A 24,174-nucleotide genomic window follows, 5' to 3' on the forward strand; every position below is an offset into this window, starting at 1 on the left:
CAAAAATGAGGTGGACGAGGGAATATAGTTCCCTAGATAAGTTAGATAAGGGAAATATGCTACCCAAATACTATAGGATAGGTGATTATTAGGGAAACTTTGTTTCAATTACTGAAACAAAAAAGTTCTAGTATTTCTTTGTTTTGCTTTATTGTTTAAAATTTTTTAAATTCAATGATTTGAGACCAAGTCTTAGCCTGATATGATAAACAAATATGAACTGATCGCACTGATCTGCTCGCGCTACCGATCCAAAGAAGAAGCAAAGCGAGCAATCTGTGATAAACTGGATGTAAACCCTGAGACCGTGCACAAATGGATTTATGGTGAACGTGGAATTCCCATGGACCGCTATCCTGAACTGGTGGAGAAATTTAATATATCACCCCTTGAAGTGTTTGATGGGCAACCTGGCCTGGTCTGTTTCGGGTATCGTTTTCTGGCGGGAGAGGACATCAATACCTATATCGAATATATGACTGGGCTGGCCCTGATGCTGGAGAAAATTGCGGATGATCCGCATAGTTCGATTACATTCAATGCCGATGAGATTCCTATTTTTCATTTTATGCCATTCAGGATGCTGACCTATTTTAAACTGTACTGCTATAGTTATGAGATGCAAAAGGGAAATGTATTCCAGGGGATCAAGTTTGAAGATTTTGTAAAGGAACTTGACAGGTATGATCTGGACAGCATCTTTGACCGTATCGCCGCTGCTTATTCCAAGATCGAAAGTCGGGAGATCTGGTATGATGAACTGCTGCTTTCGATCCTGTATAATCTGAGGTTTATGGATAGCCTGCTCCGGTTTGGTGAAAAAGATACATTAGGCCTTTTGCTGTACCAATTGAATGCATTGGTAGAGAGTTTTCAGCGGCAGGCTGTTCAGGGGAAAAAGACTAGTGGCAAAAAGTTTGACTTTTTTAGAAAGCCATTTCCGGGCGGGATCGGAGGGATGCTCGTGTATACAGGTAAGCAAAAAATAGTTAGTATCAAAGTGGGCACCATCAATAGCATGACCACTAGGGACCGGGTCTTTGTAGAAGGATTTGAATATGTGCTCAACGGTATTATCAATCAGTCTTCCATATTGGGGGTCGGTTCCGAAATTGAGCGGACCCGTTTTTTCAGCCGACTTTTTGACAGTATAGCTTTGCTGCGGAAAGAATTGCTCGAAAGCTGATGAATAGGCAATGTCTCAGCAAGGGAGATTAAGGTTGATTCATTAGATCTATTTATCGGCTTTCAGACCCGAACTGCGGGAGGAATCCCGCATGCTCCAGGGACGGTTGTGAAGCACAACCTGTTATTCTCATGGAAAATTTCCTTCAACAACTGGTGGAGCAGTCGTCCAAGTCAAACGAACTGCTCGAAAGACAGACCCTAATTATCCAGCAGCAGCAGCACATGCTGCATGTGCAGTCGGAATCGTTAAATCTGTTGCAGCAGCATCTTGAAAGCATAGCTGACCTGCAGCTTCGGATCGCAGACCTGCTGGACAGCGAACTGCATAAACTGTGGGATCAGCCTATCCTCTTTAAAGCTGATGTCATGAAAAAACTGGAAATCCAGGATACAGCTTACCGCAGTTATGTGAGGGAGCTAAAACTATCGCCTATGTCGTTTGGCAAGATCGACTGGTTTTTCCAACGCGATGTGGTCAAAGCCTTGCTGGCCAGTAAAGGCAAATATCGCCGCTGGAAATCCTAGTGCAGACATCTATGTAAGGCTCAGACTGCTATACGTCTGTTATGGACAGTAAGCAGTCTGTCCCTGATCCCCTGTCAATAATGACATACTGCCATTACTATTGAGTAAACTATCATGGGTCTGCGGCATATTCCCTACAGTTTGTTGCAAACTGTAGGGAATATCTACTAGCCTTTAAGTAGTCTGAAGTAAACTGTTATGAACGGAAGGTAAATTATTGGCTGTTTAAAATAAACTGTTGTGAACCTATGATAAAGAAGGGGCAGTAAACCGTACACTGTCTATACTTTTGGATAAGCGACCCCGATTATGTGATAAAAAGCTTGGCGTTTAGATCAGACTGTTCAGCGCCTGTATCAAAGTGCTGGCAGTCTGAGACAGGTCTGTTCAACCTCAAAAAACGCGAAACACAAAAAACATTCTATTTTTTTCTTTATCCGTCTTTATCCGTCGCTTATTCCATTTTGGGGTAATGGCTGGGCTATGTTTGTGCTGTTCATTGACTTGGCCAGGAAAGCAAAATTGATGAACAAGGTCTTATTAATTTATCACATTATGGCAACAAAAATGAAAGCGCTCATCGGCTTTGGACAGATGAAAGAAGATGAGCTACTGATCGCGGCAACAACGATCGTTGCGGCAATGACGGGAAACAGCAATTTCCCAACACCGACACCTGAACTGACGGAGATAAAGACACTGCTGGATGATTTTTCCTCCAAGCTGGCAATATCCCGTAAGCGAGGCTCACCGGAGGATACCGCACGCAAGGATGAAAGCATTCCGCCGCTGGTATCGGTATTGCAAAAGCTGGGGTACTACGTCAATTCGGTAGCAGACGGTCACTTATCTACCTTGTTGAGCTCGGGATTCCCGACCAATGCGCTGGCCTCTGCCAGTAACGTACCTTCTCTTGTGGACAATGTACGGCTCTCCGATGGAAAGCAGTCCGGGCAGATGCGGCTGGACTTTGCCAAGCAGGGCAAAGTATTGCTCTATGAATACTGCTACCGCAAGGTGGAATCGCCTGAGCTGGAATGGAGCGACCGATTTACGACAACGTCGTCTAGGTTGAATATTATTGCCCCGTTGGAGGTGGGGCAGTATTATGAAGTACGGGTTAGGGCGGTCAATACCAAGGGGGCAGGCGACTGGAGCCAGACAGCTAGATTGCTGGTGCGATGATCCTGACATTAAAACGCATCAGACGGGGGAAGAACAGTACCCTGTCTAGGCTTTATGTCGATGGTGAGTTTTGCTGTTTTGGCCTTGAGGATCTGGTTAGAGAAGAAAAGATTAGGGGGGGTACAGCTATTCCGGCAGGAAGTTATAGGCTGGGACTGAATATCTATGGAGCCATGAATGCACGCTACAAACGACGGTTCCCGGGTATGCATCGGGGTATGCTGGAAATCTTGTCAATTCCTAATTTTTCGTATGTGTACATCCATATCGGCAACTATTATTCGGACACATCAGGCTGCTTGCTGGTAGGAGACTATTACAAATTTCCACATTGCCAGGACTATGCAGTATTTGATTCGACAAAAGCCTATAAGCACCTTTATCAGCAGATATTGCCAGATGTAAAGGCGGGTACTGCAAGGCTGGATATTTTGGACATTTAAGTTATAGAAAGATGAAAAAAATAATTAATAAAATCGGAAGGGCACTTCAAGTGATCTTGTTGGCACCTGTGAAATTGCCGGGGAAGGCAATGGATATTTTAAAATACCTCGCTATTGGTATAGGTATTATTGAATCGGTGATCGACGAGAAGGAGCAGGTCGCAAAGGAGAAGACCGATCGGGAAGAAGGAGGGGCGTAGAATGAAATTCAATGATATCCGCTTGTGCATGTTAGGAGGCACTATTTGTTCAGTGTGGGCTAGTATTTCTTTGGGTGATATCCTGCAAATCCTACTAACAGCAGTGCTGGGAACACTGGTCAGTTTCTTAACAGGGCAGTTGCTTGGAAAATGGATTAAGCGGAAGAAGTAAGAGGGGAAGGGACAATTGCAATGTTCAACCATCTATATTCATAATAGCAGCAGAGGCCGTGCAGAATCTAAAATTCTCACGGCCTTATTTTTTGAAACTATAACAGGATCTGTCGAATTCCTTAGTTTGTTTTTAATAAAATGTGGGATTTTAATATGTGCTACCACGCTAAAATTTTCCACCCCAGGTTTCCCGATCCAAACCCCTGTATTATATTGCTTCAGCAAGATGGTGGTTTTCGATCGTTGGACTATTTTCCATGTCTGCGATAGTGCGGGCGACTTATTAATGATTTCTACCTGCGAGCAGATTGCGAGCACAATTGAAAATTTCAAAATTTATCATGGTTATTCTTGAATTTGGAAATCTTTTAAAATCAGGAGAGTACTTGACCTGATAAAAACAAGGGAATAATGACCATGTTCGGAAGAAAAAAGCCTGGAATAGCTAAGGGCAGAATGATTTTGTCGAAATTATTTCACAATAAAGGGTTCTATCAATTTGTATGATAAAACCCTTTTTGTACAAATGGATATAACTATTTATTTGTACCTGTAATAATGACGTTGTCTAAACGAAGACCCAATGCATTGGTCGCTGCTGATCCATAAAACTCAATTGTATTATTGGCTAATGCAGGTATAGTACCCAAGACTTCCAATGTATAAAATTTATTCCCATCCCCGGATCCCGCTATCGGCTGATCAGTTACAGCATATTCAACACTATTAACCTTTACTTTAAGCGTATTTAAATTGCCCGTATTTGCTCCGGAAATATTCGCGGCGGCATCAAATTCAATTTTCAATTTAGCGTAGCCAGAAACAGAAATCCCAGCAATTGTTAATGATGCATCTTTGAAAGCCGGTAACCAAACGTGTGCATTTGTACCTTCTCCATAGGTAGAAATTGTCCGCAGATCCGCAGTTCCAAAATTATCGTTAAAGCTCAATGTCTTATTATCAAAATTGGTATAGACTGCAATTTTTGGTCTTGCATTACTTGCGATGGTCCCCGTACCAAAAGTCTCTGTAACCAGTACTTTGTCCTCACCGGCAGGAGGTGTCACATCATCGTCTTCGGTAACGGTGTAAGAGCCAGATGGAACATTATCCCAATCGGTGATTGTAGCCGTTATCGCAACAGCCTGAGGAACTGCAGTTCCATCTTTTTTCAGTTCAATTTCGTAAGTGTATTTTTTACCTTGTTCAAATTTTGAAGCCACAGGAAGTGTTAACTTGAAAATACCTGTAGGTAACCTGAAGGTCACAACTTTACCTGAGGCATCTGCGATTGGTAAAACAATAGCTTCTGAAATGACTGCACTACCGACCATGCTTGTTTTTGCTATGATATCAGCGACATCAGTTTGACCGCCTAATGTACCAGCAGCAAGATCAAAATTAGCTTTTGTATTTAAGCCTGCAATTACTGTGCTCAATCCTGTCAGGTCAGTAATACCGGTACCCGCTTTGACGGTGAATTCAATTTTGGCTAATTGGTGTATAAAATTGAGGTTAGCGGCAGTATTTGTTTTACTGAGGCCAGTCGCGTTGTCGCTGTATAATAAATCTATCGCGCTCTGGCTATTTTGATTGCTTACATCAACAGCATAAACAGGATTGGGAAGATTCTGTTTAAATGGATAGTAAGCAATAAAATCTACATTGCTGCCATTCTCAGGATAATAGAGCGTCTGATCTGAGGATGCCGCCGTGAATTGCCCATCTCCTACAGTAACGTATTTTTTGTTGCTTGCGAGGATATTGCTTAGACCCGTCCCCGTTTTCATGTAGACACCGATAGCGTCGTTTGTTTCCCAACCGGCATTTGCGGCTTTCGTTTTGATCGGACTGTTGATACTTGAAGCAAATTTTACAGCCATATTTGTTTCGGCTCCTGGCTCAGTGGACTGGTCTTTTTTACAGGAACCGAACAGTACAAACAGCATTATTGCTGTTGTAAATAAAATATTTTGATTTTTCATATCGTTAATAAATAGTTTTTATTTCCAGATGGTATTGTCTATTGTCTCCTTTACGTTGGCGGCCAATTTTGGAAAGAATGTATATCCTGTTTCTTTCTCTAGATCACTGACGCTCACACGATAAGAATTATAGCTGCTGCTTGACGGAATAATTTGATTATTGATGCGGAAACCTATGGTGTAATATGCATCACCTTTTTTCATTGCTAGTACTTTATAATAATATTTTGGGATGGCTGATCCTTTTAAGTATGTTATATTCTGATCGTTTGCGGTTGTAATACTAGCTCCAGTAACAACGTAGAGGGTGTCACTTTGGGTAGTCCAGATTCTCACTTGCTGTTCTAAATTATTCCAGATCCCCTGATTCATAGATGAAATTTGGGCAGTCATGTTGGTATAATAAAAAGTGGTTGCATTGAGCTCTCTGCTTGCCGTCCGGTCTCCACTGGGTATCTGATGGCCGCGATCGTAACCGTTTCCAAAAGAACTGCTCAGATCCACTTGAAAATTTGCCGCAAGAGCAGGATCAAAAGCCCAAGCATCTGAACGTCCTGAACCGCCTATGTAGGAAGAATGCATGGGATAGGCAACCCAATAAGCTATTTTATACCTTTTGTCGTATAACATAGCGTAATTACGCACACCTGATTTTCCTGGATAATTATGCGTAATATAAGCGATATTATCATCCGTTTTTACAACTGGTGTTTCCATATAGCCAAAACCTATCGGCGGATTGACTTCTATTTCCTGTTCAAGGCTATAACTTCCGGATGGCACAGTATTCCAGTTTACAATTGAAGCCTTAAGCGCAACAGCAGTACCTATAACACCTGTTCCTTTAAGTTCTATGTCGTAACTGTATTTTTTTCCTTTCTCGAACTTCGTACCTGCCGGCAACGTCCAGGTATAGGTCTTCCCGTTAACGGCGAAGACAATTTTGGTATTTGCTTCATCGGTGGTAGGGATTAAGATTGCTTCGGAAACAGCTGCGGTGGTAGAAACTGTGGTTTTCGCCAGGATCGTTGCTGTCGGCCCATTGACATGGAGAAGACCGGTCGCTAAATCAAAATTGGCTTTGGATTTTACGCCAATAATGTTTGTTGTTAGCCCATTGAGGTTTGTAGCCCCCGTACTGTTCTTGATCTTAAGTTCAATCTTCGCCAATTGGTGGGAGAAAATTAAATTTGCATTTTTATTTGCCTTGCTCAGGCCAGTGGCATTGGCTGTATACATCAGATCAATTGCAGCCTGATTGCTTTGATCTTCGATAGCTACGGCATAGGTATTATTAACTAATTGCTGTTTAAATGGATAATAGGCAATAAAGTCTACCGTACGCCCATCTTCAGGGTAAAAAAGTGTCTGATCCGCTGCTGATGGGTTAAATATGCCATCACCTGCAGTACTGTATTTTTTATTAGCGGCAAGTACATTGCTTAGGCCGTTCCCGGTTTTCATATAGATACCAATGGTATCGTTGGCTTCCCATTGGTTTCCTGTAGCTTTCGTTGTGATGTCTCCATCGATTGACGAAGAAAATCGAACAGAACTGCGACTGTCTACACCAATTTCTGGACCGATTGCATTCTCCTTTTTACAGGCTGTCGCAACAAGAAAGAGTGCAACAATTGATGCAAAATGTAGATTTCTAATGCTCATTATTTTTATTATTATGTTAAAAATTGATCGTTTTAATGCAACTAGCTATTAGGCTTTGGAGATGTCCTATGTAGATTAAATTTATTAACATACGGGCATCTATATAGGAATAATTGCTTAATACAATAGCAAAGTAAGGTCTTTAGTGCATACTCAGAGTTAAGGATTGAATAATTTTATATTAATAATATAAGTTAAAATAGTGTGGTAATAACCTTAAGTTAACAAGTGTCTTAGGTTACTCATTTTCAAATGAATCAAAACCACTATCTTTTGCCTATTGGAGCGTATTGTAGTACGGATGTATCTATTTATTGCTTTCGCCTAGGAGATAGCGGGATAGTCTTGAAAGCTTTGAAATTAGCTTTCCTAGCAATTAGGTGTATGACTTTTCTACTATTAGATGCCTCGGAAACCAGGTTAAACAAAGAAACGAGGCTCTTTCTAAATTAAATTTTACTGGAAATTTTGTGAGATACTTTATAATCTCCCGCCCCAAGTTTCTCGATCTAAACTCCTGTACTGGATCGCTTCTGCGAGATGGTGGTTTTCGATCGTAGGACTATTTTCCATGTCTGCGATGGTGCGGGCGACTTTTAATATTCGATCGTAAGCCCTAGCGGAAAGATTTAGACGATCAATAGCTGTCTTTAGTAGTTTCTTTTGCGGTTCACCGATCTGACAGATATCTCTGGTTAACTTGGTGCTCATGTGTGCATTACAATGAACATCTGGATAGGATTCGAATCGTTGTTTTTGAATCAGCCTCGTTTGGATAACACGATTGCGGACCGTCAGGCTATTTTCAGAAGGACCAGAGGCGCTCAGCTCGTCGAAGAGTACGGGAGTGACTTCTACATGAAGGTCAATCCGGTCTAATAAAGGTCCCGATATTTTACTTAAATACCGTTGAACGGTATTACTGCCGCAGATGCATTCCTTTTCGGGATGGTTAAAGTATCCACAAGGACAAGGGTTCATCGCTGCGATCAACATAAAGCTAGCTGGATAATCTATGGTTAATTTTGCTCGTGATATGGTGATACTCCGGGATTCGAGTGGTTGTCGCATGACTTCAAGGACACTTCGCTTAAATTCAGGAAGTTCATCGAGAAATAGTACACCATGATGTGATAGTGAAATCTCGCCGGGTTGCGGATTGGAGCCTCCGCCCACCATGGCTACATCAGAGATTGTATGGTGAGGAGCGCGAAATGGCCGTATCGTTAGTAACGCGTCTTTGGCTTTAAGATTTCCTGAAACAGAATGAATTTTGGTTGTTTCCAGCGATTCGATCATATTGAGGGGCGGTAATACCGTTGGTAATCTTTTCGCTAACATGGTCTTCCCCGCGCCTGGGGGGCCTATTAGAATAACATTATGCCCTCCGGCTGCGACTATTTCTAATGCTCTTTTGATATTTTCCTGTCCCCGAACATCCGCAAAATCAACATCATACTTATTTGTTTCAGTGTGAAAGAAAGATTGGATATCGACTTTGGTCGGAATGATATTTTTTGAGTTATTAAGAAACTGTACTACCTCTGTCAGGTTTTCGACGGCAATTACATCGATACCAGCCACAATGGCGGCTTCCTGTGCATTTTGTAGCGGAAGTATAATTCCCTTAAACCCGTCATTTAATGCCTGTAGGGCAATTGGTAATACACCTCTGATAGGTTTTATGCTGCCATCCAGGGATAGTTCGCCCAAGATCAGATACTGCTCTAATAACTCATTTATAAGCTGTCCTGAGGAAGCAAGTATGCCAATGGCGATCGATAAATCATAACTAGAACCTTCTTTTCTGATGTCAGCTGGTGCCAAGTTGACCACAATTTTCTGTCGTGGCATGTGAAGTTGACAGGAAGTAATGGCGCTTTCAATACGTCTGAGGCTTTCTTTGACAGCATTGTCAGGAAGCCCGACTATATAATAATGCAGCCCAGTAGAAACAACTACCTCAACTGTTATGGTACATGCTTCAATACCATAGACGGCACTACAATAGGTCTTGTTTAACATAAATTTTATAATCGGTTGATTTAAAGATACTAAATATTAAATCATAAATAATAATGCTTTAGTGAATTATTGTAAATCGATAGCGAATTGTTGAAAAATGACTATATTGTAATTATATAGATTCTAGTAAATAATGGATAATTGCGGTATTTGGCAAACGATTTGCTTTATAAATTGTATTATTATCGAAGACTAGATTCATCGTATAATAGAATTAGAACTTTAAAACGAAAAAGAAATGAATGACACAAGTAAAGTAGCTTTGGCGTTATTGGCAGGTCTTGCTGCAGGTGCAGCTTTGGGAGTTTTATTTGCTCCGGACAAAGGATCAGATACGAGAGATAAGATCAATGATTCATTAAGCGATTTGAGTGATGCTATTCGTGAGAGAGCTGAAGAACAATTCGATCAATTGAATGATTTTAAAGAGAAAATTGTCTCCACCTTGAAAGGTAAAATAAACCAAGCCGAGGAAATTGTAGACGATGATATCATCGAGCATGCATAAAAGACAAATTGTCCTTAAGGGCAATTTGGGGAGATACATAGAATTATGGGCTATTTCAAAAGGCTGAATATAAATAATCTATAGAAATTCGTATAAGACTTTTGAGATAGCCTAAATAAATTTAAGATGCATGGAAGAGGAAAAATTTTCACTTAGTGGTACTTTTCAGAAAACAAAGGAGTACATAGATTCCCAGTTTAAGCTAGTTAAGTTGAAGACAATTGAGCGTTCATCGCGCCTGATTGCCAGTTTGGTGGTGGATGCGACCAAATTGATATTCACTTTGTTCGTTGTCTTTTTCTTATGTCTAGCTTTGGGTTTTTGGCTTGGTGAATTGCTGGGAAGCTATTCATTGGGTTTTTTGGCAACAGCAGGTATTTTTATAGTTATTATTGTGATTATACGAGTTTTCGAACCTGCATTGGAATCTAAGTTTATGGATCTTTCTATCCGTCGCTTTTTAGCCAAATGGAATGACGAAATCGAGGAAGAGGAGGAAGAGTTCAAAAAAAAGGAAAAATTTGATAGAGAAGGGACTACAAATGAATAATAAGCAAACGAAAATACGCAATTTACAGGAGCTTAAAACTGAAATCGCTCGTTTAAAGGAACTCAAAAATGAACAAGAGGCTTACCTGAAAACACAGTTTACTTTATTTAATAACAAGATCGAAGCTCCGATTCGCTTTTTCAATTCATTAAAAAATAATATTCCCGGAGTCAATATCATTCAGCAATTATTTGCGAAAAGTAGTAATCCGGATTCGGATTGGTTGACAAAAACCTTGCGCATAGGTGTTCCTTTTGTGATGAATAGACTGTTTCTGAAAAACTCAGGAATGCTGAAGAAAGCGTTAATGTTGCTTTTATCAGAGCGTGCTGTCGGCCAGATCAATCAGGATAAAATCAGTGGATTGATAGGTAAACTCACCAATTTTATCCGACCCAAAAAGAAGAAAAAGAAAGGCTCACAAATTGAAGGAGAGGTTCCGCTAAAAGATGAAGTTAACGAATATGGTATTCCTTCCTATAGTGAAACCTACTAGGAGGCTGCTTCCTCTTTTTTCAAAAAATCTTCGTAAGCTAATTTAATTCCCTCACGAAGATTGATTTTATGTTTCCAGCCTAATGCATGTAATTTGGAAACGTCCATTAATTTGCGTGGCGTTCCGTCGGGTTTACTCGTATCAAATGAGATTTTACCATTATATCCGACCACTTCTTTAATAAGGGCCGCAAGATTCTTTATGCTTAAATCTTCACCGATGCCGATATTGACGAACTGTTTCTCATTATAGGTATTCATCAAAAATACACAGGCATCCGCTAGGTCATCCGAGAAAAGAAACTCCCTTAAAGGTGTGCCCGTACCCCAAATTACCACTTCATCCAGGTTATTTACCTTTGCCTCGTGAAATCTACGGATCAGGGCTGGTAAAACATGCGAGTTTTGTGGATGATAATTATCGTTGATACCATACAGATTGGTTGGCATAACTGATATATAGTTACAGCCATATTGATCACGAAAAGCTTCTGCCATTTTTATACCAGCTATTTTGGCGATAGCATAAGGCTCATTGGTCGGTTCTAAGGTACCTGTCAACAATAGGTCTTCGCTTAAAGGTTGTGGCGCCATTTTGGGATAGATGCAGCTTGAACCTAAAAACATCAACTTTGTAACCTCATTGTCGTAAGAGGATTTAATCACATTATTCTGTATCGCCATATTTTCGTAAATGAAATCTGCGCGATAGGTGTTGTTCGCCATAATCCCACCAACCTTAGCGGCTGCAAGGAAAACATAATCAGGTTTCTCTTCGTTGAAAAAGTCAGCAACTGCTTGTTGATTACGCAGATCTAATTCTTGAGAGGTACGAGTCACGATGTTGTTGTATCCCAGTTCTGTTAATTTGCGATATATTGCCGATCCGACCATTCCTCGATGGCCTGCTACGTAAATTTTAGCGTCTTTTTCCACGATAAGTTATTGATTCCTGCAAATATAAGGTTATTTTTGCGGGATATTAATTAAAAAATGGGAAAGGATAAACTACGTAAATTTGCCGAAGTAGCGACTTTTGAGAATGTCATCCAGCTCGATGCCGGCAAAGAATATAAAGGAAAATGGGCTGAGAAGCAATTTGGAAATACAAACCCGGTTGTTTTGGAACTTGCCTGCGGTAAAGGAGAGTATACAGTTAATTTGGCGCGATTGTTTCCGGAAAAGAACTTTATCGGGATTGATTTTAAGGGCAACCGTATCTGGCGCGGCGCAAAAACTGCGTTGGAAGATGGTATTAAAAATGTCGCATTTTTACGCATACAGATTGAAACACTTCTTGAGCACTTTGCTGAGAATGAAATTGATGAAATTTGGATTACCTTTCCAGATCCACAGCCGCAGGACAGTCGCGAAAAGAAACGCTTGACAGGTCCTAAATTTTTGGACCGTTACAAGATTGTCATGAAGCCAGAAGGGATGATGAATCTAAAGACAGATAACGATGGTTTCTATGCGTATACCCTGGAGCAAATAGAGCTACAGAACCTAAAAAAATATAAAGAGACAACAGATCTGTACCGCTCTGACTTGGTCGATAATGTTTTATCAATCAAAACATACTATGAGAAAAAGTATCTTGCTGACGATAAGAATATAAACTATGTGAAATGGAGCTTTGAGAAACGCTAACATCAAAGTTTTTATAATAAAGGAAAGCTCAAACGAAAGTTTGGGCTTTCCTTTTGTTTTAGAGGATATTGTTGAATCCTCTACCTGGCATTTTTTTCAGTGAGCATATATTTAAGGTTGTCAAAGACACGTTCAATCAATCTTCGATCCTTGGTTATTATCTCGGCGGTACCTTTAAGTTCAAATTTGAAAGGAAGTTGTTGGTCGTAGTTCGTGCGGAGTCCATTAGGGAGTTCAACTTGTACAAGATAGTTTTCGATGTTTCCCTGATTAGTTTCCTGTGTGTTGGTTACAAGTGAGATATCCTTTACTATACCATGTAGTGACCCATATTCATTATATGGATAGTTATCTAGTTTGATGACTACTTCTTGCCCATTTTCCACTTTTCCCGCTCCGGAATTGGGTAAATGAACCTGTGCTATAATTCTACTATCAATGGGTACAATAGAAAAAACGGATTCTCCAGCTCGAACAAAGAAATTATTATTCCAAAAATTCAGATACTGTAAAGCGCCGTTTTGCGGACTTTTGAAGATATAGCTTTCTTCAAAGGCTTTTAGGGCCATTGAAAATTCATGATACGTAGAATTTAGATTGAGGTACAGTGATTTTTCAATTTCATCCTTTTTGATTTGGGTTTCAGTAATGGCATTCTGTGTCCGGAAAAGTTCTAGCATCACTTGAGAAGATTCATTCTTATTATTTACATTGTTGTATTCGGCATTCAGATAGCTGATCTTGTTTCGTTCAAATTCGGCCATACTAATCACTTTTTTTGCAAGCAAAATTGAGTCGCGTTCTGCAAATTTGTTCATCACGGATAAGCTATTGTTTGACAATTGAGATTTCTGTTTTGATGTCGCTAAAATATTCTTTTGTTCATGTAATAGCTCGTTGTAAGTTTTTAATTGTTGATCATAAGTATGATTGATATGGTAATTTTTAAATTGTTGAAGCGCGTCTAAGAATGCATAGTATTTATTATTAATCGAACCGAGATAGATCCTTTTGGGAAGGATATCTAATCCCAATAATGACTGAATATTGTTGATGTCAATAATCTCAATCAGAGATTTGATGGATATGATATCATCCATGTTTGCGGGGTTTTCGATATAAGCGATCATTTCGCCTTTAGTAACTTGCTCTTGGTTTTTTTTTGTTAGAATAATTTTGCCAGATGTCGTACTAATTACTTTAACGGCTGGGTTTTCGGTGTTAATTGACACCGTTCCCATTTGTACATCAGGATACGAAATTAGGAAGCCAAATAATAGTAATAGAAAAATCCCTATCATGACAATGATAGTGATTTGGATCCCAAATTTTTTTGGCATTCTGTTTACGATATGATCAATTTCTTCTGACTTTTTTATCTGTTTTAAATCCTTCATTTTTCGTGTAAACATAGTTGAATGAACTTTGTATTCATTCAGTATTGTTCGGTTAGTTAATTTGTATTAATTCAAGTTTGATTGTGAATTGATCAGATTGAAGTAGTGCCCCTGTCTTTCCATTAAAATTCCATGGTTTCCAACTTCTATAATCTGTCCATCTCGCATGACAATAATCTGGTCAGCTTTCTTTATGGTGCTGAGTCGATGCGCAATCACAACTACGGTTTTGTCTTTGAAGATATTATCTAGTGCATCAACAATCTTTTTCTCATTTAGTGTATCAAGTGAGTTGGTGGCCTCATCTAGAAATAAAAAATCTGGGTTTTTATAAAGAGCTCGGGCGATTAAAATGCGTTGTTTTTGACCGCCACTCAATCCCCGGCCTTGTTCTCCCATCACGGTTTTATAGCCTTTTGGCATATCTTCAATTTCCTGCCGGATATTGGCGGCTTCAATAGCCATGCGAAATCTGTCATAATCAACATTTTCATCACCGAGGATAATATTATTGATAACCGTATCATTAAATATTTTTCCATCTTGTAATACAACTCCACATTTTGAGCGCCAATAACTTAAAGGAATGTTATTGATATTCATATTTCCTAGATAGATCTCCCCATGAGATGCGTTATATAATCTTAAAATCAATTTCATCAAGGTACTTTTACCGCTTCCGCTATCGCCGACAATGGCGGTGATTTTCCCTTGTGGAATAGTAAGATTTACATTTTTAACCGTGTAAGGGTGTTTGGGGGCATATTGGAAATAAAGACTTCTAAGATGTATGTCGCACTGCGCGGGTAGGATGGTTTCACTGAAGCTATTGATAGTTTCCTCGTCTTCCAGACTATGTATCTCATTAATTCTTGAAAATGAAAGTTTTGCAAATTGTGCAGAAATAATAAATTGTATAAATTGTTGAATGGGGGCATTCAACATACCTATTATAATCTGTGTTGACATCATAATACCAAAGCTCATTTCACCACTAATTACTGCCTTGGCACATATAATGGTAATGATTATATTTTTGAGATTATCAATAAATTGGCCACCAAGATTTTGATAATTTGTAATGGATTGTAATTTTAAATTTACCTTATATAGCTTTGCCTGTAGATTTTCCCATTTCCATCGCTTTTCTGTTTCGTAATTATTAATCTTGATATCTTGCATCCCGGTTATTGTTTCGACCCAAAAGCTCTGATCTTTAGCCATCAATGCAAAATAATTGGTGTCCAATCTTCTTCTTATCGCTAGGAAACCCATAACCCATGCAAAATATATAAGGCTCCCAGCAAAAAATACCCAAAATATAAAGCTATTATATATCGCTAAAATTATCGCAAACACGATGAAGGTCATCCCTGAGAAAATAAGATTGAGGGAGTTTCCCATAATGAAATCTCGTATTCGTTGATGGTCCTGTGCCCGCTGTAGGATATCTCCGATCATCTTGTTTTCAAAAAACGACATTGGTAATTTCATTAATTTAACGATGTAATCTGATATGAGAGAGATATTGATACGGCTCGTCAAATGTATGACAATCCAGTCGCGGACAGCATTAGAGAATGTAGTGGCAAGAAGAATAGCCACATTCGCTGCTAGCATAATATTGACAAAATTCAGATTGTGTGTACTGATCCCCACATCGATGATGGACCGGGATATAAAGGGAATGACAGCCTGGAGACCTGTGACGAAAAACATGACAACGAGCAGGTTTATAATACTCGTTCTATAAGGTTTAAAATATTGAAAGATACTGCTGAAATTTCTTTTTCGTTTAAATGACTCTTCCGTATTGATTTCAAAAAAATTGCTGTCTGGTTCAAAGCCTATGACAACTCCCTTTTTTGTTCCCTCTTTTAACCAGTGTTTGGCAAATGTCTTTGCTGAATGTTTTAAAAGTCCTTTCCCAGGATCAGAAACATAAATGTTGTTTTTATCTACCTTATAGACTACCATAAAATGGGAGTCGTTCCAGTGTACGACAGCTGGTAGAGGAATATCTTCTTGCAGTTGTTTTAATGAACATCTGACTGCTCGGGACTTCATCCCGAGCTTCTCTGCTGAATGAACAAGATTCAAAATAGAAATACCCTCTCGGGTAGTTCCACACAGATCACGAATAAAGTGGATCGGATAAAATCGTCCATAAAATTTAGTTATCAATTTTAGACAGGTTGGTCCACAATCCATCTTGTCGTGTTGAATTTCAAAAGGAAATCTTGTAAACATCTGAATTATACAGTGGGTTAAATTTGTGTTAACAAAATATTAAATAACATTTGTGCAGCTTATTTTTTTGAAAAATTAACGAAAAAAAATTACTTGTCATAATTGTAGAAAAAAATATTTTCTATATATTTACTATTGATAATTTCAGCGACTTATTTTATATCCTGATTATGTTGAGTTCAAGAGCATATGTAATTATTTTAGCCGGTGGTATTGGGAACAGATTTGGTACTTCTATTTGTAAGCAGTTTCAATATATTAATGGTATACCGGTTATCGTCAAAACTATTAATAAATTTCTAGGTCAGTTTGATCCGGATAATATCCGGCTTGTGGTCAATAGAGAACACGAGATTCATTGGAGGCAGATCTATATGGAATATCCTTATATAAAAGAAATCCCAATTGTATATGGAGGAGAAACTCGATTTCATTCTGTGAAAAATGCCCTCAATAGCATTTGTTCTTCTCAAGCTAATCTGATCGGTGTACATGATGGAGTTAGACCTTTGGTATCGACTGAAACTATAATTATAGCTTTTGAAACAGCCAAAAAATTTGGTACAGCGGTTCCTGTTTTCGATGCTGTTAATACAATTCGTATAGAAAGAGAAAATAGTAATGAAGCTATCAATAGGCAAATGATAAAAGTTGTTCAAAATCCACAGGTTTTTCAATTCAATATCCTTAAAAAAGCCTATGAGCAACACTATTCTCCAGAGTTTTTAGATGATGCTACAGTGGTTGAATCTTCTGGGGTCAAGATTAAATTGTGTCAAGGCAATTATGAGAATATAAAAATAACACATCCACAGGATATTTATATCGCTGAAGGTTTGGATAATTATATTAGAGAAAATAAGAATAATGGACATTTACACGATAACGGAACAGTTAGATATTTACAGAAATAATAAGGAAATAAAAAGTGATGTCCTATCTCTTCCTGTGGGAAATAGTTTTGAGGATTTATATGGAATAGCGATAACTCCATATGAAATTAAATGGTTTGAGGTAAACTATAGCATATGGGTTGATTTTTTGAATAATTCTGCTGCTACATACTGCTTCATTAAATTCGAGGAAGTTGAACTAAAGGAGAATCCAGTTGAGATTGATAAGGTTTTGGGGCAAGGAGATGAAGCATTTCATGTATTATTTCCCTATGATTTGATCCATTACAATAAAGAAAAGCGAATACCAATAGCATTAAGCCGTTTTGGTTTCTTCTGGGGTAGTTTTGCGTATTTTATTTGCCGGGCTACTGTAGCTGATCTAATACAGCAGTGTTCGATAATAGAGTACCCGCTAGATGAGCAGTTGTTACAATTTGGAATAGATAAGCGCCTTAAATTTATTTGTAGTGAAACACATTGGGTGCATTATAATGTTAGGGCATCAAAAAGCTTTTTGGAAAGAAAGGATAGCATTTTGGAATATATTTCAAATTATACGGCTTGGAACGAGGAGGAGTTGATTGAAGTGCGAGAGTTGCTTAGGTATATATCTGAAATTGCTATGGATAATAATATCAAGGTTTTTCTACATGCAGGAACACTACTTGGACAGATTCGCCAAAGTGGTATTATGCCTTGGGATGACGATATTGATTTAATGGTGCAAGATAAAGATCTTCAACGGTTTATTGAAATAATACAGCGCGATGGCAGATATAATGTGACTGAATGGGTGTGGAAGAATACAGGTAAGAAATATTATAAAATTTGGAAACCGGGCGGGTTTAAAGTTGAGGGGTATGAATATACATTCCCATTTGTCGATATATGGTGGTTGAGCGAGGAGGGAGGTCAAATTATTACGAACGACGGCTATCATTTTGAAACAGATACATATTTTCCGCTGAAAGAAGCCAATTTCGAGGGGAGTCCGTTTTATATGCCCAATATTTCTGAGAATATATTGAATCGAATGTATCAGGGATGGGGTGAAGCTATTAAAATCTTTTCTTGGTCGCATAAGTATAAAAAGCATTGTATTCGTCAATTGACTGTGCCAATAAAGACCAATAAGAACGGTAAATTTTTAAATTATAAATAAGTAAATGAAAAGAAAACCTGTTTTAAATTTTTTTGATATTTCTAGTGATTTGGAAGAATTGCCTGAAAATGAGTTGTTCAAATTAAAAGGGGGGGATAGTGATGTCGCGTGGGAAGTGGAAGGGGATATTATTGATGTATATCCTCCTGGAAAGGAGCCCGAGGAACCGGAATACCCTGAGCCCGAAGAGCCTGAAGAACCATGGGATACTGATGATGATGATGAAAATATACCTGATGAAGAAGAAGGAGATAGTGGATTGGAAGTTACCGGACCTGAAATAATTGTTGATTATCCTGTATCGGATGATATATGGGTGAAAGATGGAAATGGTAATATAAAAGCGACTAAAACGAATAGGACAAATACAGCACAAATAGGGAATGACTTATTATTTTTTGATGTATATACTATTAAGAGTAAGGACGGACTAGAGGTATCAGCATTTAAGTTGACTAAAATACTCAATACGACAAGTAATGAATGGACGAAAGAAAATTTTGATCCTAAGTATGAGTCGAATTGCTTCGGAAGGACATTAACGGGTGGAGATTATTGGATGGGGATTGATGATAAAAGTACAGATGGGGTTGATGAAATCAAAGACATCAAGGATATCTTGAATACATTATTTGAACCAAGCTCAGCTGGAGATGCAGATATTGTAGTATTAGAGCACGGGGATCCTTATCATATGGGAACAATTAATGAAGATGGAACGATAACAGCTAAGGATGGTACGGACGAAGAGAATACCTATCAAAATTTGGAAGATTTCAGGGGTGACAGTCACATGGATGGTACAGCCCAATATTATAAGATGAAGTAGTTAGATATGGATATTTTTAAAATGATTTGTGTATTGGTGATTGGAAACCTTTATGTCAATTGCTATGCGCAATCAAAGAAGACTTTGTCAAACGATGAGACGAAGATACAGCTTAAAGTTATCTGTAGTGATTCGCTAAATAATAGCTTATTCGAGAGAAATGACAATATACAAGAGGTAATTCTTAGTATGGAAGCGGACCAAATTGGGGGAGTAAATTTGATGCTTAACGATGGACAGAAAAAGTGGAAAGAATTCTATGACTTAAAATTTGAAGGAGATAGTTTGATGTTCAAACATAATTATGGTGGATTGCATGTCAAGCTTCCTGAGATTCAGATTCCTATACTAAATGATAAAAAAATAACAGGAGATCCAATTGACAAAGTCACTGTATATATAAATAAAAACACTATAAAGTATTATTTCCTGCGGAAGTATACAATGGATAAAAAATCTTCGTCATCACTAGGATTAGGGAGCCCAGCTAAACTGAATATGGCAAATATTATTAAAGGGCTTGAAGAAGAAATTAAAAAATTAGATATCGATGAATTAAAATATACCATAATTGTTTTAGAGGCAAAAATATCAAAAACGGGAAAATTACTTGCATTGCAACAATGTTATGGAGAGAAGTCAAGTGTGTCTGAAATAATTATCAAAGAATTATTGAATCCGCAAAATATTTGGACTCCGGCATATGCTAGGAGCTCAATTGAAACTGCTGTACGAATTTTTATTAAAGTTAATCCTGATAGAAGCTTGGTTATTAAAACTCCTAGGATGCTTGGAAGTTTTTCTGGGATTTAAAACTATCTAAAAAAGGCTCGAAATACTATAATTTTAAATATAAATAAGCAAATGAAAAGAAAACCTGTTTTAAATTTTTTTGATATTTCTAGTGATTTAGAAGAATTGCCTGAAAATGAATTGTTCAAATTAAAAGGTGGGGATAGTGATGTCGCGTGGGAAGTGGAAGGGGATATTATTGATGTATATCCTCCTGGAGAAGAGCCCGAGGAACCAGAATACCCTGAACCCGAAGAGCCTGAAGAGCCATGGGAAACTGATGAAAACGATTGGGAAGGTGATGACGGAAGTGAAGATCTTCCCCCTCCCCCAGAAGAGGAAGAAGAAGAAGAACGCTGTACATGTGCTATCTCAAAAATGCCTCAGATGGGGTCAGGGCAGATTTATGATGGTACAAATAACTTTTTAGGAAATTTTGAGAATTATGTTCAAGATACAATAAACAAATTGTCGGATCCGGAAGATATATTTTCAACGGGACCTAACACTGAGCATATGTTAACAACAATGAATAAGGTGCAAAGTATTCTTGATCAAATGGGCTCGTCAAAATACGATTTTGAAATTAATTTTGGAACAGTTAATGGAAGTCCTGGAGAAACTACATATGAGGATGGCAAAATTGTTATAACAATTGATAAACAACAATTGACAAGTACTCAAGACAGAATTGTTTTTGGTGAGACGATCCCAGCTGGAACATTTAATGAACAACTAGCTATGGGGCTTCTTTCACATGAATTAATGCATGTAGATCAGATCCTAAATGGCAGGTTGTCATTTGAATTTGGTGGTAATAATGCATATAATTTCGGTCTTGAAGATGAAGTCGAAGCTTTTCAATTTCAGGAAAGCTTTAATAGCGGACCGATGTTGGGGCCTGTTAAAGTAACGGAGAACCTGGTAAAGAACTTTGTACTAAAAGATGAACAAGGGAATCCCGTTTTAGATACTAATAAAAACCCAATAAAGCCATACAATGATTTAACGAACAATGGGGGGAATTGCCCGATTCATGGTGTTAATACTCCTTAAATAAATAGCAATGAAAAATAAAATTCTGTTTTTTCTTCTATTTCCTATGCTTGCATCTACATCACATGCCCAGAGTATTGGAAAGAATATAAGTGGCCTGAAAAATATTACCGAAGGAATTTATGAAGTTTTACGGGGGAACGCTATAAAATACGGTGTTCCTTCCCAAAGCTCTTATTTTTGGCCTAAAGTAGTTTATTTGAGGGAAAATAATACAGTTAAGAGTGTGCCAATCGATAGTCTAATCAATTTCAATGAATTGGAGTATGACATCTCCGTGAGTTTCGATAGTATTGGCTTATACATTCCTTCTCAAAAATATCATGGATTGATCTTTATTGAGAAGATAAGTAAAGAAAGGGCAAAAAAAATTAGAGATAGTATATTAAAAGAAAGAAAATAGTTGGGTCAATTTTTAAGAAAATATAAGTTAGTTGATTAGGATTAAATTTTGATGTAAATAAAACTTCTAAATTCAATTTTAGAGAGTTTTAGAAAGCAAAAAAATAAGGATGATGAGTTGGAAGCCTATCAGCTTCAACATGATTTTGTTGCACAACTGACTGGTACAGGTAAAACCTATACTGATGCTGACATAATGGTAATGGTAGGAACAAATGGGCAACCCCCTGTATAATAAATTGCCTTTAAATGGAGGCGGCTGTCCTGTACACTCCAAATAATGTAAAATGATGAACAAAGTTCTAATAAACTTAATTTTATGTCTTTTTGTTGTTTCTGTACAAGGGCAGCAAAAAGACACGAGAAATAACACCGTCATTCTACTGAAAAATCTAAAAAGATCAATTTATGATTACATAAAAAATAATCATACTGAGGAGGAGATTCAAAAACTATATCTATTTGATTTAGAAAGTACTCACGTATATTTTAAGAAAGAAAAAGAGGTAAAGTTTAGAGTAGTAAATATTAAAGAATTTTTTAATACGAATCTTACTGATTATGATATGCAATTACAGTTTAATGATCCAAACAAACAACATATGATATTCTCGAAATACGGCGAGATTTACATTACTGAGAAGAGTAAGGCTCTTGAAACGTAGGGGAGAAGCGAAATATTATGAAGATAATTTCTCAGTAAATTAGATTTTACACCTTGATCTGATTTTTCGTAGATTCTGAACTGTTGGAAAAACATTAAATATGGGATAAGGCATTACCTTTTATAAATTATAAATAAGTAAATGAAAAGAAAACCAATTTTGAATTTCTTCGATATCTCTTGCGATGTCGAAGATTTACCAGAGAACGAGCTGTTTCAACTCAAAGGTTAAGCATTTGATTCAGAAGGAACTGAACAAGTACCTATTGAGCTGAAAGAGGTTGTTATTACTGCTGAGAAACCTGGCCCTGAACCAGAGTCCGATTTTCCCAAAGACCCTGAAGACCCATTTGATACTGAGGATGAATGGGAAGAGCTGGACTGGTGGGATGATAGCAATGGAGGCTCAGAAGAAAATAATGAGGAAGAAGAGAAAGATGAATGCACTTGCTCCAAAAGTATTGTTGGAATGGGGGGGGGGTAACAACCGACTCAACTAATTTAGTCAATAATCTAAACGCTGCTTTGGCGGCGGATTTGAAAAATCCAGCTATAAATCAGACTTTCAAAGACACGTTAAATAGTATACAAACTACGCTTAACAGAATTGGTGATACAAATTTCAATTTAGTTGTTCAATATGGCGATGCAAAAGGAAGTGGTGGTTTGACAATCCTACGTGATAACACGGATATTGTTGTTACGATAGATTCCAGTCAGTTTGTTTAAAGCGAAGATGTTTATGTGCTCGGAGCGTTATTGCATAAAAAGGGAGATATAAATCATGCGGCAGCTAACAATGTACTTGTACATGAGCTGAAGCATGTTGAGCAATTTTTAGACACACGTATTGGATTTGATGCTGTAGATAATGAAAAAGTGTTGGCGTATGGAGTAGAAGATGAAGTAGGGGCATTTGCCCAAGCGGAGAATTATTCTACATTAGGTAATCCAGAAAAGGAAATTACTGCCGAATGGGTTAAAAGCCAGGAAATTACAGTGACTGGTGCAGACGGCACAGCGACTCAAGTAAAACCTTATGAAAATTTGGGCAATGGTGGTAACTGTCCAATACATGGAGTGTCTTCGAATCCTAATCCATAATCCCTCTATGAAAACGATCATATTTGCTCTATTTCTATTACTTGGTATAAGAACAAGTTATGCACAGGTACATAAGGAAACATCGATTTTAGAAGATTTGGTTAGAAGGACTCATCAGACATTGAGAGATGTTGCAACGAGGTCTGGTATTCCGTATCTGGATCATGGCCAGAAAAAGCGTATATTAGACAAGGGGATACATTACTTGCGATGCCATTTGATAGCCTAAAAAATTATCCGTAATCATTTGGAATACGATCTGCAGGTTGTTTTTGACAAAACGGATGTCTATCCTATTCAGTTTTTGCAAGGAATAATCGTTCTTAAACCAGTAGAAAAGGAGCGCTTGCAAAAATTAAGGGCATTTATTGATGAACAAAAGCGTATTAAGAAATGATCAAAGGAACTCAAATTCCTCTATAGAAGCAACAAGTTTTAAGAGGAATTTGATAATACTTGAGCAATATAAAGACTCACTTGGTTCTATCCTATTGAGATAAACGAAGTTTCTTAAGGAGCACTACTTCAACGCCAAAAGATCTATAGCATTTTTTGTAAAAAATAGTATAATTTTTGAAATTGATCGTCGATATAACTAGCCCTTTGGGCAAGTAAGCCAACGCTATAGTAAATTAATGCACTCTTTTGCTGAATTTCGTTAAAACACTTCTATTTAAAGAAAAATCAAGGCATGAATTTTCGACTACCAAAATAGCTTTTGATCTTACTCTCTATAGTTCTTTTGCTATTTTTGATAATATTTTTTTCTATTCTATGTTTTAAATGCATGAAGTAGTTCTAAGTCTTTAGGTCATTTTTCAATTCAATTTTTTTTACCCTTAGTATCTGTAGTCAGACTCATTCGGGATAATATGCTTGTCGTTTAAGGACTGTATTATCTTCTTTCTATATTTTTCTTGATTCGGTATGTTATTGAATGCTTCTATCTCCCCTGATCTTATATCCTATTATCCTTTTACTCCTTTCTTTTTTCAGAATAGCCCATATATAGAAAACATGGAAATGTTT

At 37.8% G+C, this 24,174-nt stretch carries 24 protein-coding genes and 1 pseudogene; 18 read left to right on the plus strand and 7 right to left on the minus strand.

The window, feature by feature from the left end:
- Positions 1-202 precede the first annotated feature (202 nt).
- From AC07UV_RS13520 to AC07UV_RS13540, 5 genes are all read left to right on the plus strand, one after another.
- A complete protein-coding gene (locus AC07UV_RS13520; protein WP_495184137.1) occupies positions 203-1,186 on the plus strand; it encodes a hypothetical protein in 984 nt (327 codons plus the stop codon).
- Between the two features lie 131 nt (positions 1,187-1,317).
- Positions 1,318-1,713 carry a hypothetical protein gene (locus AC07UV_RS13525; RefSeq protein WP_495184138.1) on the plus strand — a complete coding sequence of 132 codons (396 nt, stop codon included), beginning with the start codon at positions 1,318-1,320 and terminating at the stop codon, positions 1,711-1,713.
- 483 nt (positions 1,714-2,196) lie between these two features.
- Entirely contained in the window at positions 2,197-2,898 is a 702-nt protein-coding gene (locus tag AC07UV_RS13530) for a fibronectin type III domain-containing protein (protein ID WP_495184139.1), read from the plus strand.
- Positions 2,895-3,341 (plus strand): DUF5675 family protein, encoded by a 447-nt coding sequence (locus AC07UV_RS13535; protein ID WP_495184140.1) that lies wholly within the window; start codon positions 2,895-2,897, stop codon positions 3,339-3,341. The genes AC07UV_RS13530 and AC07UV_RS13535 overlap by 4 nt, the downstream gene beginning before the upstream one ends.
- 11 nt (positions 3,342-3,352) lie before the next feature.
- Positions 3,353-3,541: a hypothetical protein gene (locus AC07UV_RS13540; RefSeq protein ID WP_495184141.1), complete on the plus strand. Its 189-nt coding sequence runs from the start codon at positions 3,353-3,355 to the stop codon at positions 3,539-3,541.
- Between the two features lie 382 nt (positions 3,542-3,923).
- Here AC07UV_RS13540 and AC07UV_RS13545 read toward each other — a convergent pair.
- From AC07UV_RS13545 to AC07UV_RS13560, 4 genes and pseudogenes are all read right to left on the minus strand, one after another.
- A pseudogene (locus tag AC07UV_RS13545) lies at positions 3,924-3,989 on the minus strand (hypothetical protein); the annotation flags it as partial.
- 262 nt (positions 3,990-4,251) lie between these two features.
- Positions 4,252-5,700 (minus strand): fimbrillin family protein, encoded by a 1,449-nt coding sequence (locus tag AC07UV_RS13550; protein ID WP_495184142.1) that lies wholly within the window; start codon positions 5,698-5,700, stop codon positions 4,252-4,254.
- Positions 5,701-5,718: 18 nt separating this feature from the next.
- Positions 5,719-7,365, minus strand: a complete 1,647-nt coding sequence (locus AC07UV_RS13555; protein WP_495184143.1) for a fimbrillin family protein — start codon at positions 7,363-7,365, stop codon at positions 5,719-5,721.
- Between the two features lie 480 nt (positions 7,366-7,845).
- Positions 7,846-9,390 carry a YifB family Mg chelatase-like AAA ATPase gene (locus AC07UV_RS13560; RefSeq protein ID WP_495184144.1) on the minus strand — a complete coding sequence of 515 codons (1,545 nt, stop codon included), beginning with the start codon at positions 9,388-9,390 and terminating at the stop codon, positions 7,846-7,848.
- Positions 9,391-9,628: 238 nt separating this feature from the next.
- Between AC07UV_RS13560 and AC07UV_RS13565 the strand changes: the two genes are divergently transcribed.
- From AC07UV_RS13565 to AC07UV_RS13575, 3 genes are all read left to right on the plus strand, one after another.
- Positions 9,629-9,898, plus strand: coding sequence for a YtxH domain-containing protein (locus AC07UV_RS13565; protein ID WP_259179617.1), 270 nt, complete (start codon positions 9,629-9,631; stop codon positions 9,896-9,898).
- A gap of 130 nt (positions 9,899-10,028) precedes the next feature.
- Positions 10,029-10,448: a hypothetical protein gene (locus AC07UV_RS13570; RefSeq protein WP_495184145.1), complete on the plus strand. Its 420-nt coding sequence runs from the start codon at positions 10,029-10,031 to the stop codon at positions 10,446-10,448.
- Positions 10,441-10,944: a hypothetical protein gene (locus tag AC07UV_RS13575; protein ID WP_282251681.1), complete on the plus strand. Its 504-nt coding sequence runs from the start codon at positions 10,441-10,443 to the stop codon at positions 10,942-10,944. The genes AC07UV_RS13570 and AC07UV_RS13575 overlap by 8 nt, the downstream gene beginning before the upstream one ends.
- Here the strand turns inward: AC07UV_RS13575 and fcl are convergent.
- Positions 10,941-11,879 (minus strand): GDP-L-fucose synthase, encoded by a 939-nt coding sequence (fcl, locus tag AC07UV_RS13580; protein WP_495184146.1) that lies wholly within the window; start codon positions 11,877-11,879, stop codon positions 10,941-10,943. The two genes, AC07UV_RS13575 and fcl, sit on opposite strands and share 4 nt — an antisense overlap.
- 57 nt (positions 11,880-11,936) lie before the next feature.
- Here fcl and trmB point away from each other — a divergent pair, with 57 nt between their 5' ends.
- Positions 11,937-12,593: a tRNA (guanosine(46)-N7)-methyltransferase TrmB gene (gene trmB / locus AC07UV_RS13585; RefSeq protein WP_104383585.1), complete on the plus strand. Its 657-nt coding sequence runs from the start codon at positions 11,937-11,939 to the stop codon at positions 12,591-12,593.
- Between the two features lie 80 nt (positions 12,594-12,673).
- Here the strand turns inward: trmB and AC07UV_RS13590 are convergent, their stop codons facing one another.
- Together AC07UV_RS13590 and AC07UV_RS13595 are read right to left on the minus strand one after the other, a co-directional pair.
- On the minus strand, positions 12,674-14,005 hold the full coding sequence (locus tag AC07UV_RS13590; protein WP_495184147.1) for a beta-barrel domain-containing protein: 1,332 nt from the start codon (positions 14,003-14,005) through the stop codon (positions 12,674-12,676).
- Positions 14,006-14,056: 51 nt separating this feature from the next.
- Positions 14,057-16,240 carry a peptidase domain-containing ABC transporter gene (locus AC07UV_RS13595; RefSeq protein ID WP_495184148.1) on the minus strand — a complete coding sequence of 728 codons (2,184 nt, stop codon included), beginning with the start codon at positions 16,238-16,240 and terminating at the stop codon, positions 14,057-14,059.
- Between the two features lie 170 nt (positions 16,241-16,410).
- Here AC07UV_RS13595 and AC07UV_RS13600 point away from each other — a divergent pair, with 170 nt between their 5' ends.
- From AC07UV_RS13600 to AC07UV_RS13640, 9 genes are all read left to right on the plus strand, one after another.
- Positions 16,411-17,154 (plus strand): IspD/TarI family cytidylyltransferase, encoded by a 744-nt coding sequence (locus tag AC07UV_RS13600; protein ID WP_495184149.1) that lies wholly within the window; start codon positions 16,411-16,413, stop codon positions 17,152-17,154.
- On the plus strand, positions 17,108-18,298 hold the full coding sequence (locus AC07UV_RS13605) for a LicD family protein (RefSeq protein WP_495184150.1): 1,191 nt from the start codon (positions 17,108-17,110) through the stop codon (positions 18,296-18,298). Before AC07UV_RS13600 ends, AC07UV_RS13605 begins: the two co-directional genes overlap by 47 nt.
- Positions 18,299-18,302: 4 nt before the next feature.
- A complete protein-coding gene (locus AC07UV_RS13610; protein WP_495184151.1) occupies positions 18,303-19,127 on the plus strand; it encodes a hypothetical protein in 825 nt (274 codons plus the stop codon).
- A gap of 6 nt (positions 19,128-19,133) precedes the next feature.
- Positions 19,134-19,940, plus strand: coding sequence for a hypothetical protein (locus AC07UV_RS13615; protein WP_495184152.1), 807 nt, complete (start codon positions 19,134-19,136; stop codon positions 19,938-19,940).
- 51 nt (positions 19,941-19,991) lie between these two features.
- Positions 19,992-20,975 carry a hypothetical protein gene (locus AC07UV_RS13620; protein ID WP_495184153.1) on the plus strand — a complete coding sequence of 328 codons (984 nt, stop codon included), beginning with the start codon at positions 19,992-19,994 and terminating at the stop codon, positions 20,973-20,975.
- A gap of 10 nt (positions 20,976-20,985) precedes the next feature.
- Positions 20,986-21,378, plus strand: a complete 393-nt coding sequence (locus AC07UV_RS13625; RefSeq protein ID WP_495184154.1) for a hypothetical protein — start codon at positions 20,986-20,988, stop codon at positions 21,376-21,378.
- Positions 21,379-21,664: 286 nt separating this feature from the next.
- Entirely contained in the window at positions 21,665-22,042 is a 378-nt protein-coding gene (locus AC07UV_RS13630) for a hypothetical protein (RefSeq protein WP_495184155.1), read from the plus strand.
- Positions 22,043-22,482: 440 nt separating this feature from the next.
- On the plus strand, positions 22,483-22,770 hold the full coding sequence (locus AC07UV_RS13635; RefSeq protein ID WP_495184156.1) for a hypothetical protein: 288 nt from the start codon (positions 22,483-22,485) through the stop codon (positions 22,768-22,770).
- A gap of 15 nt (positions 22,771-22,785) precedes the next feature.
- On the plus strand, positions 22,786-23,145 hold the full coding sequence (locus tag AC07UV_RS13640; protein WP_495184157.1) for a hypothetical protein: 360 nt from the start codon (positions 22,786-22,788) through the stop codon (positions 23,143-23,145).
- The last annotated feature ends 1,029 nt before the right edge of the window (positions 23,146-24,174 follow it).

The organism is Sphingobacterium sp. GW821-FHT03E03 (assembly GCF_059420745.1).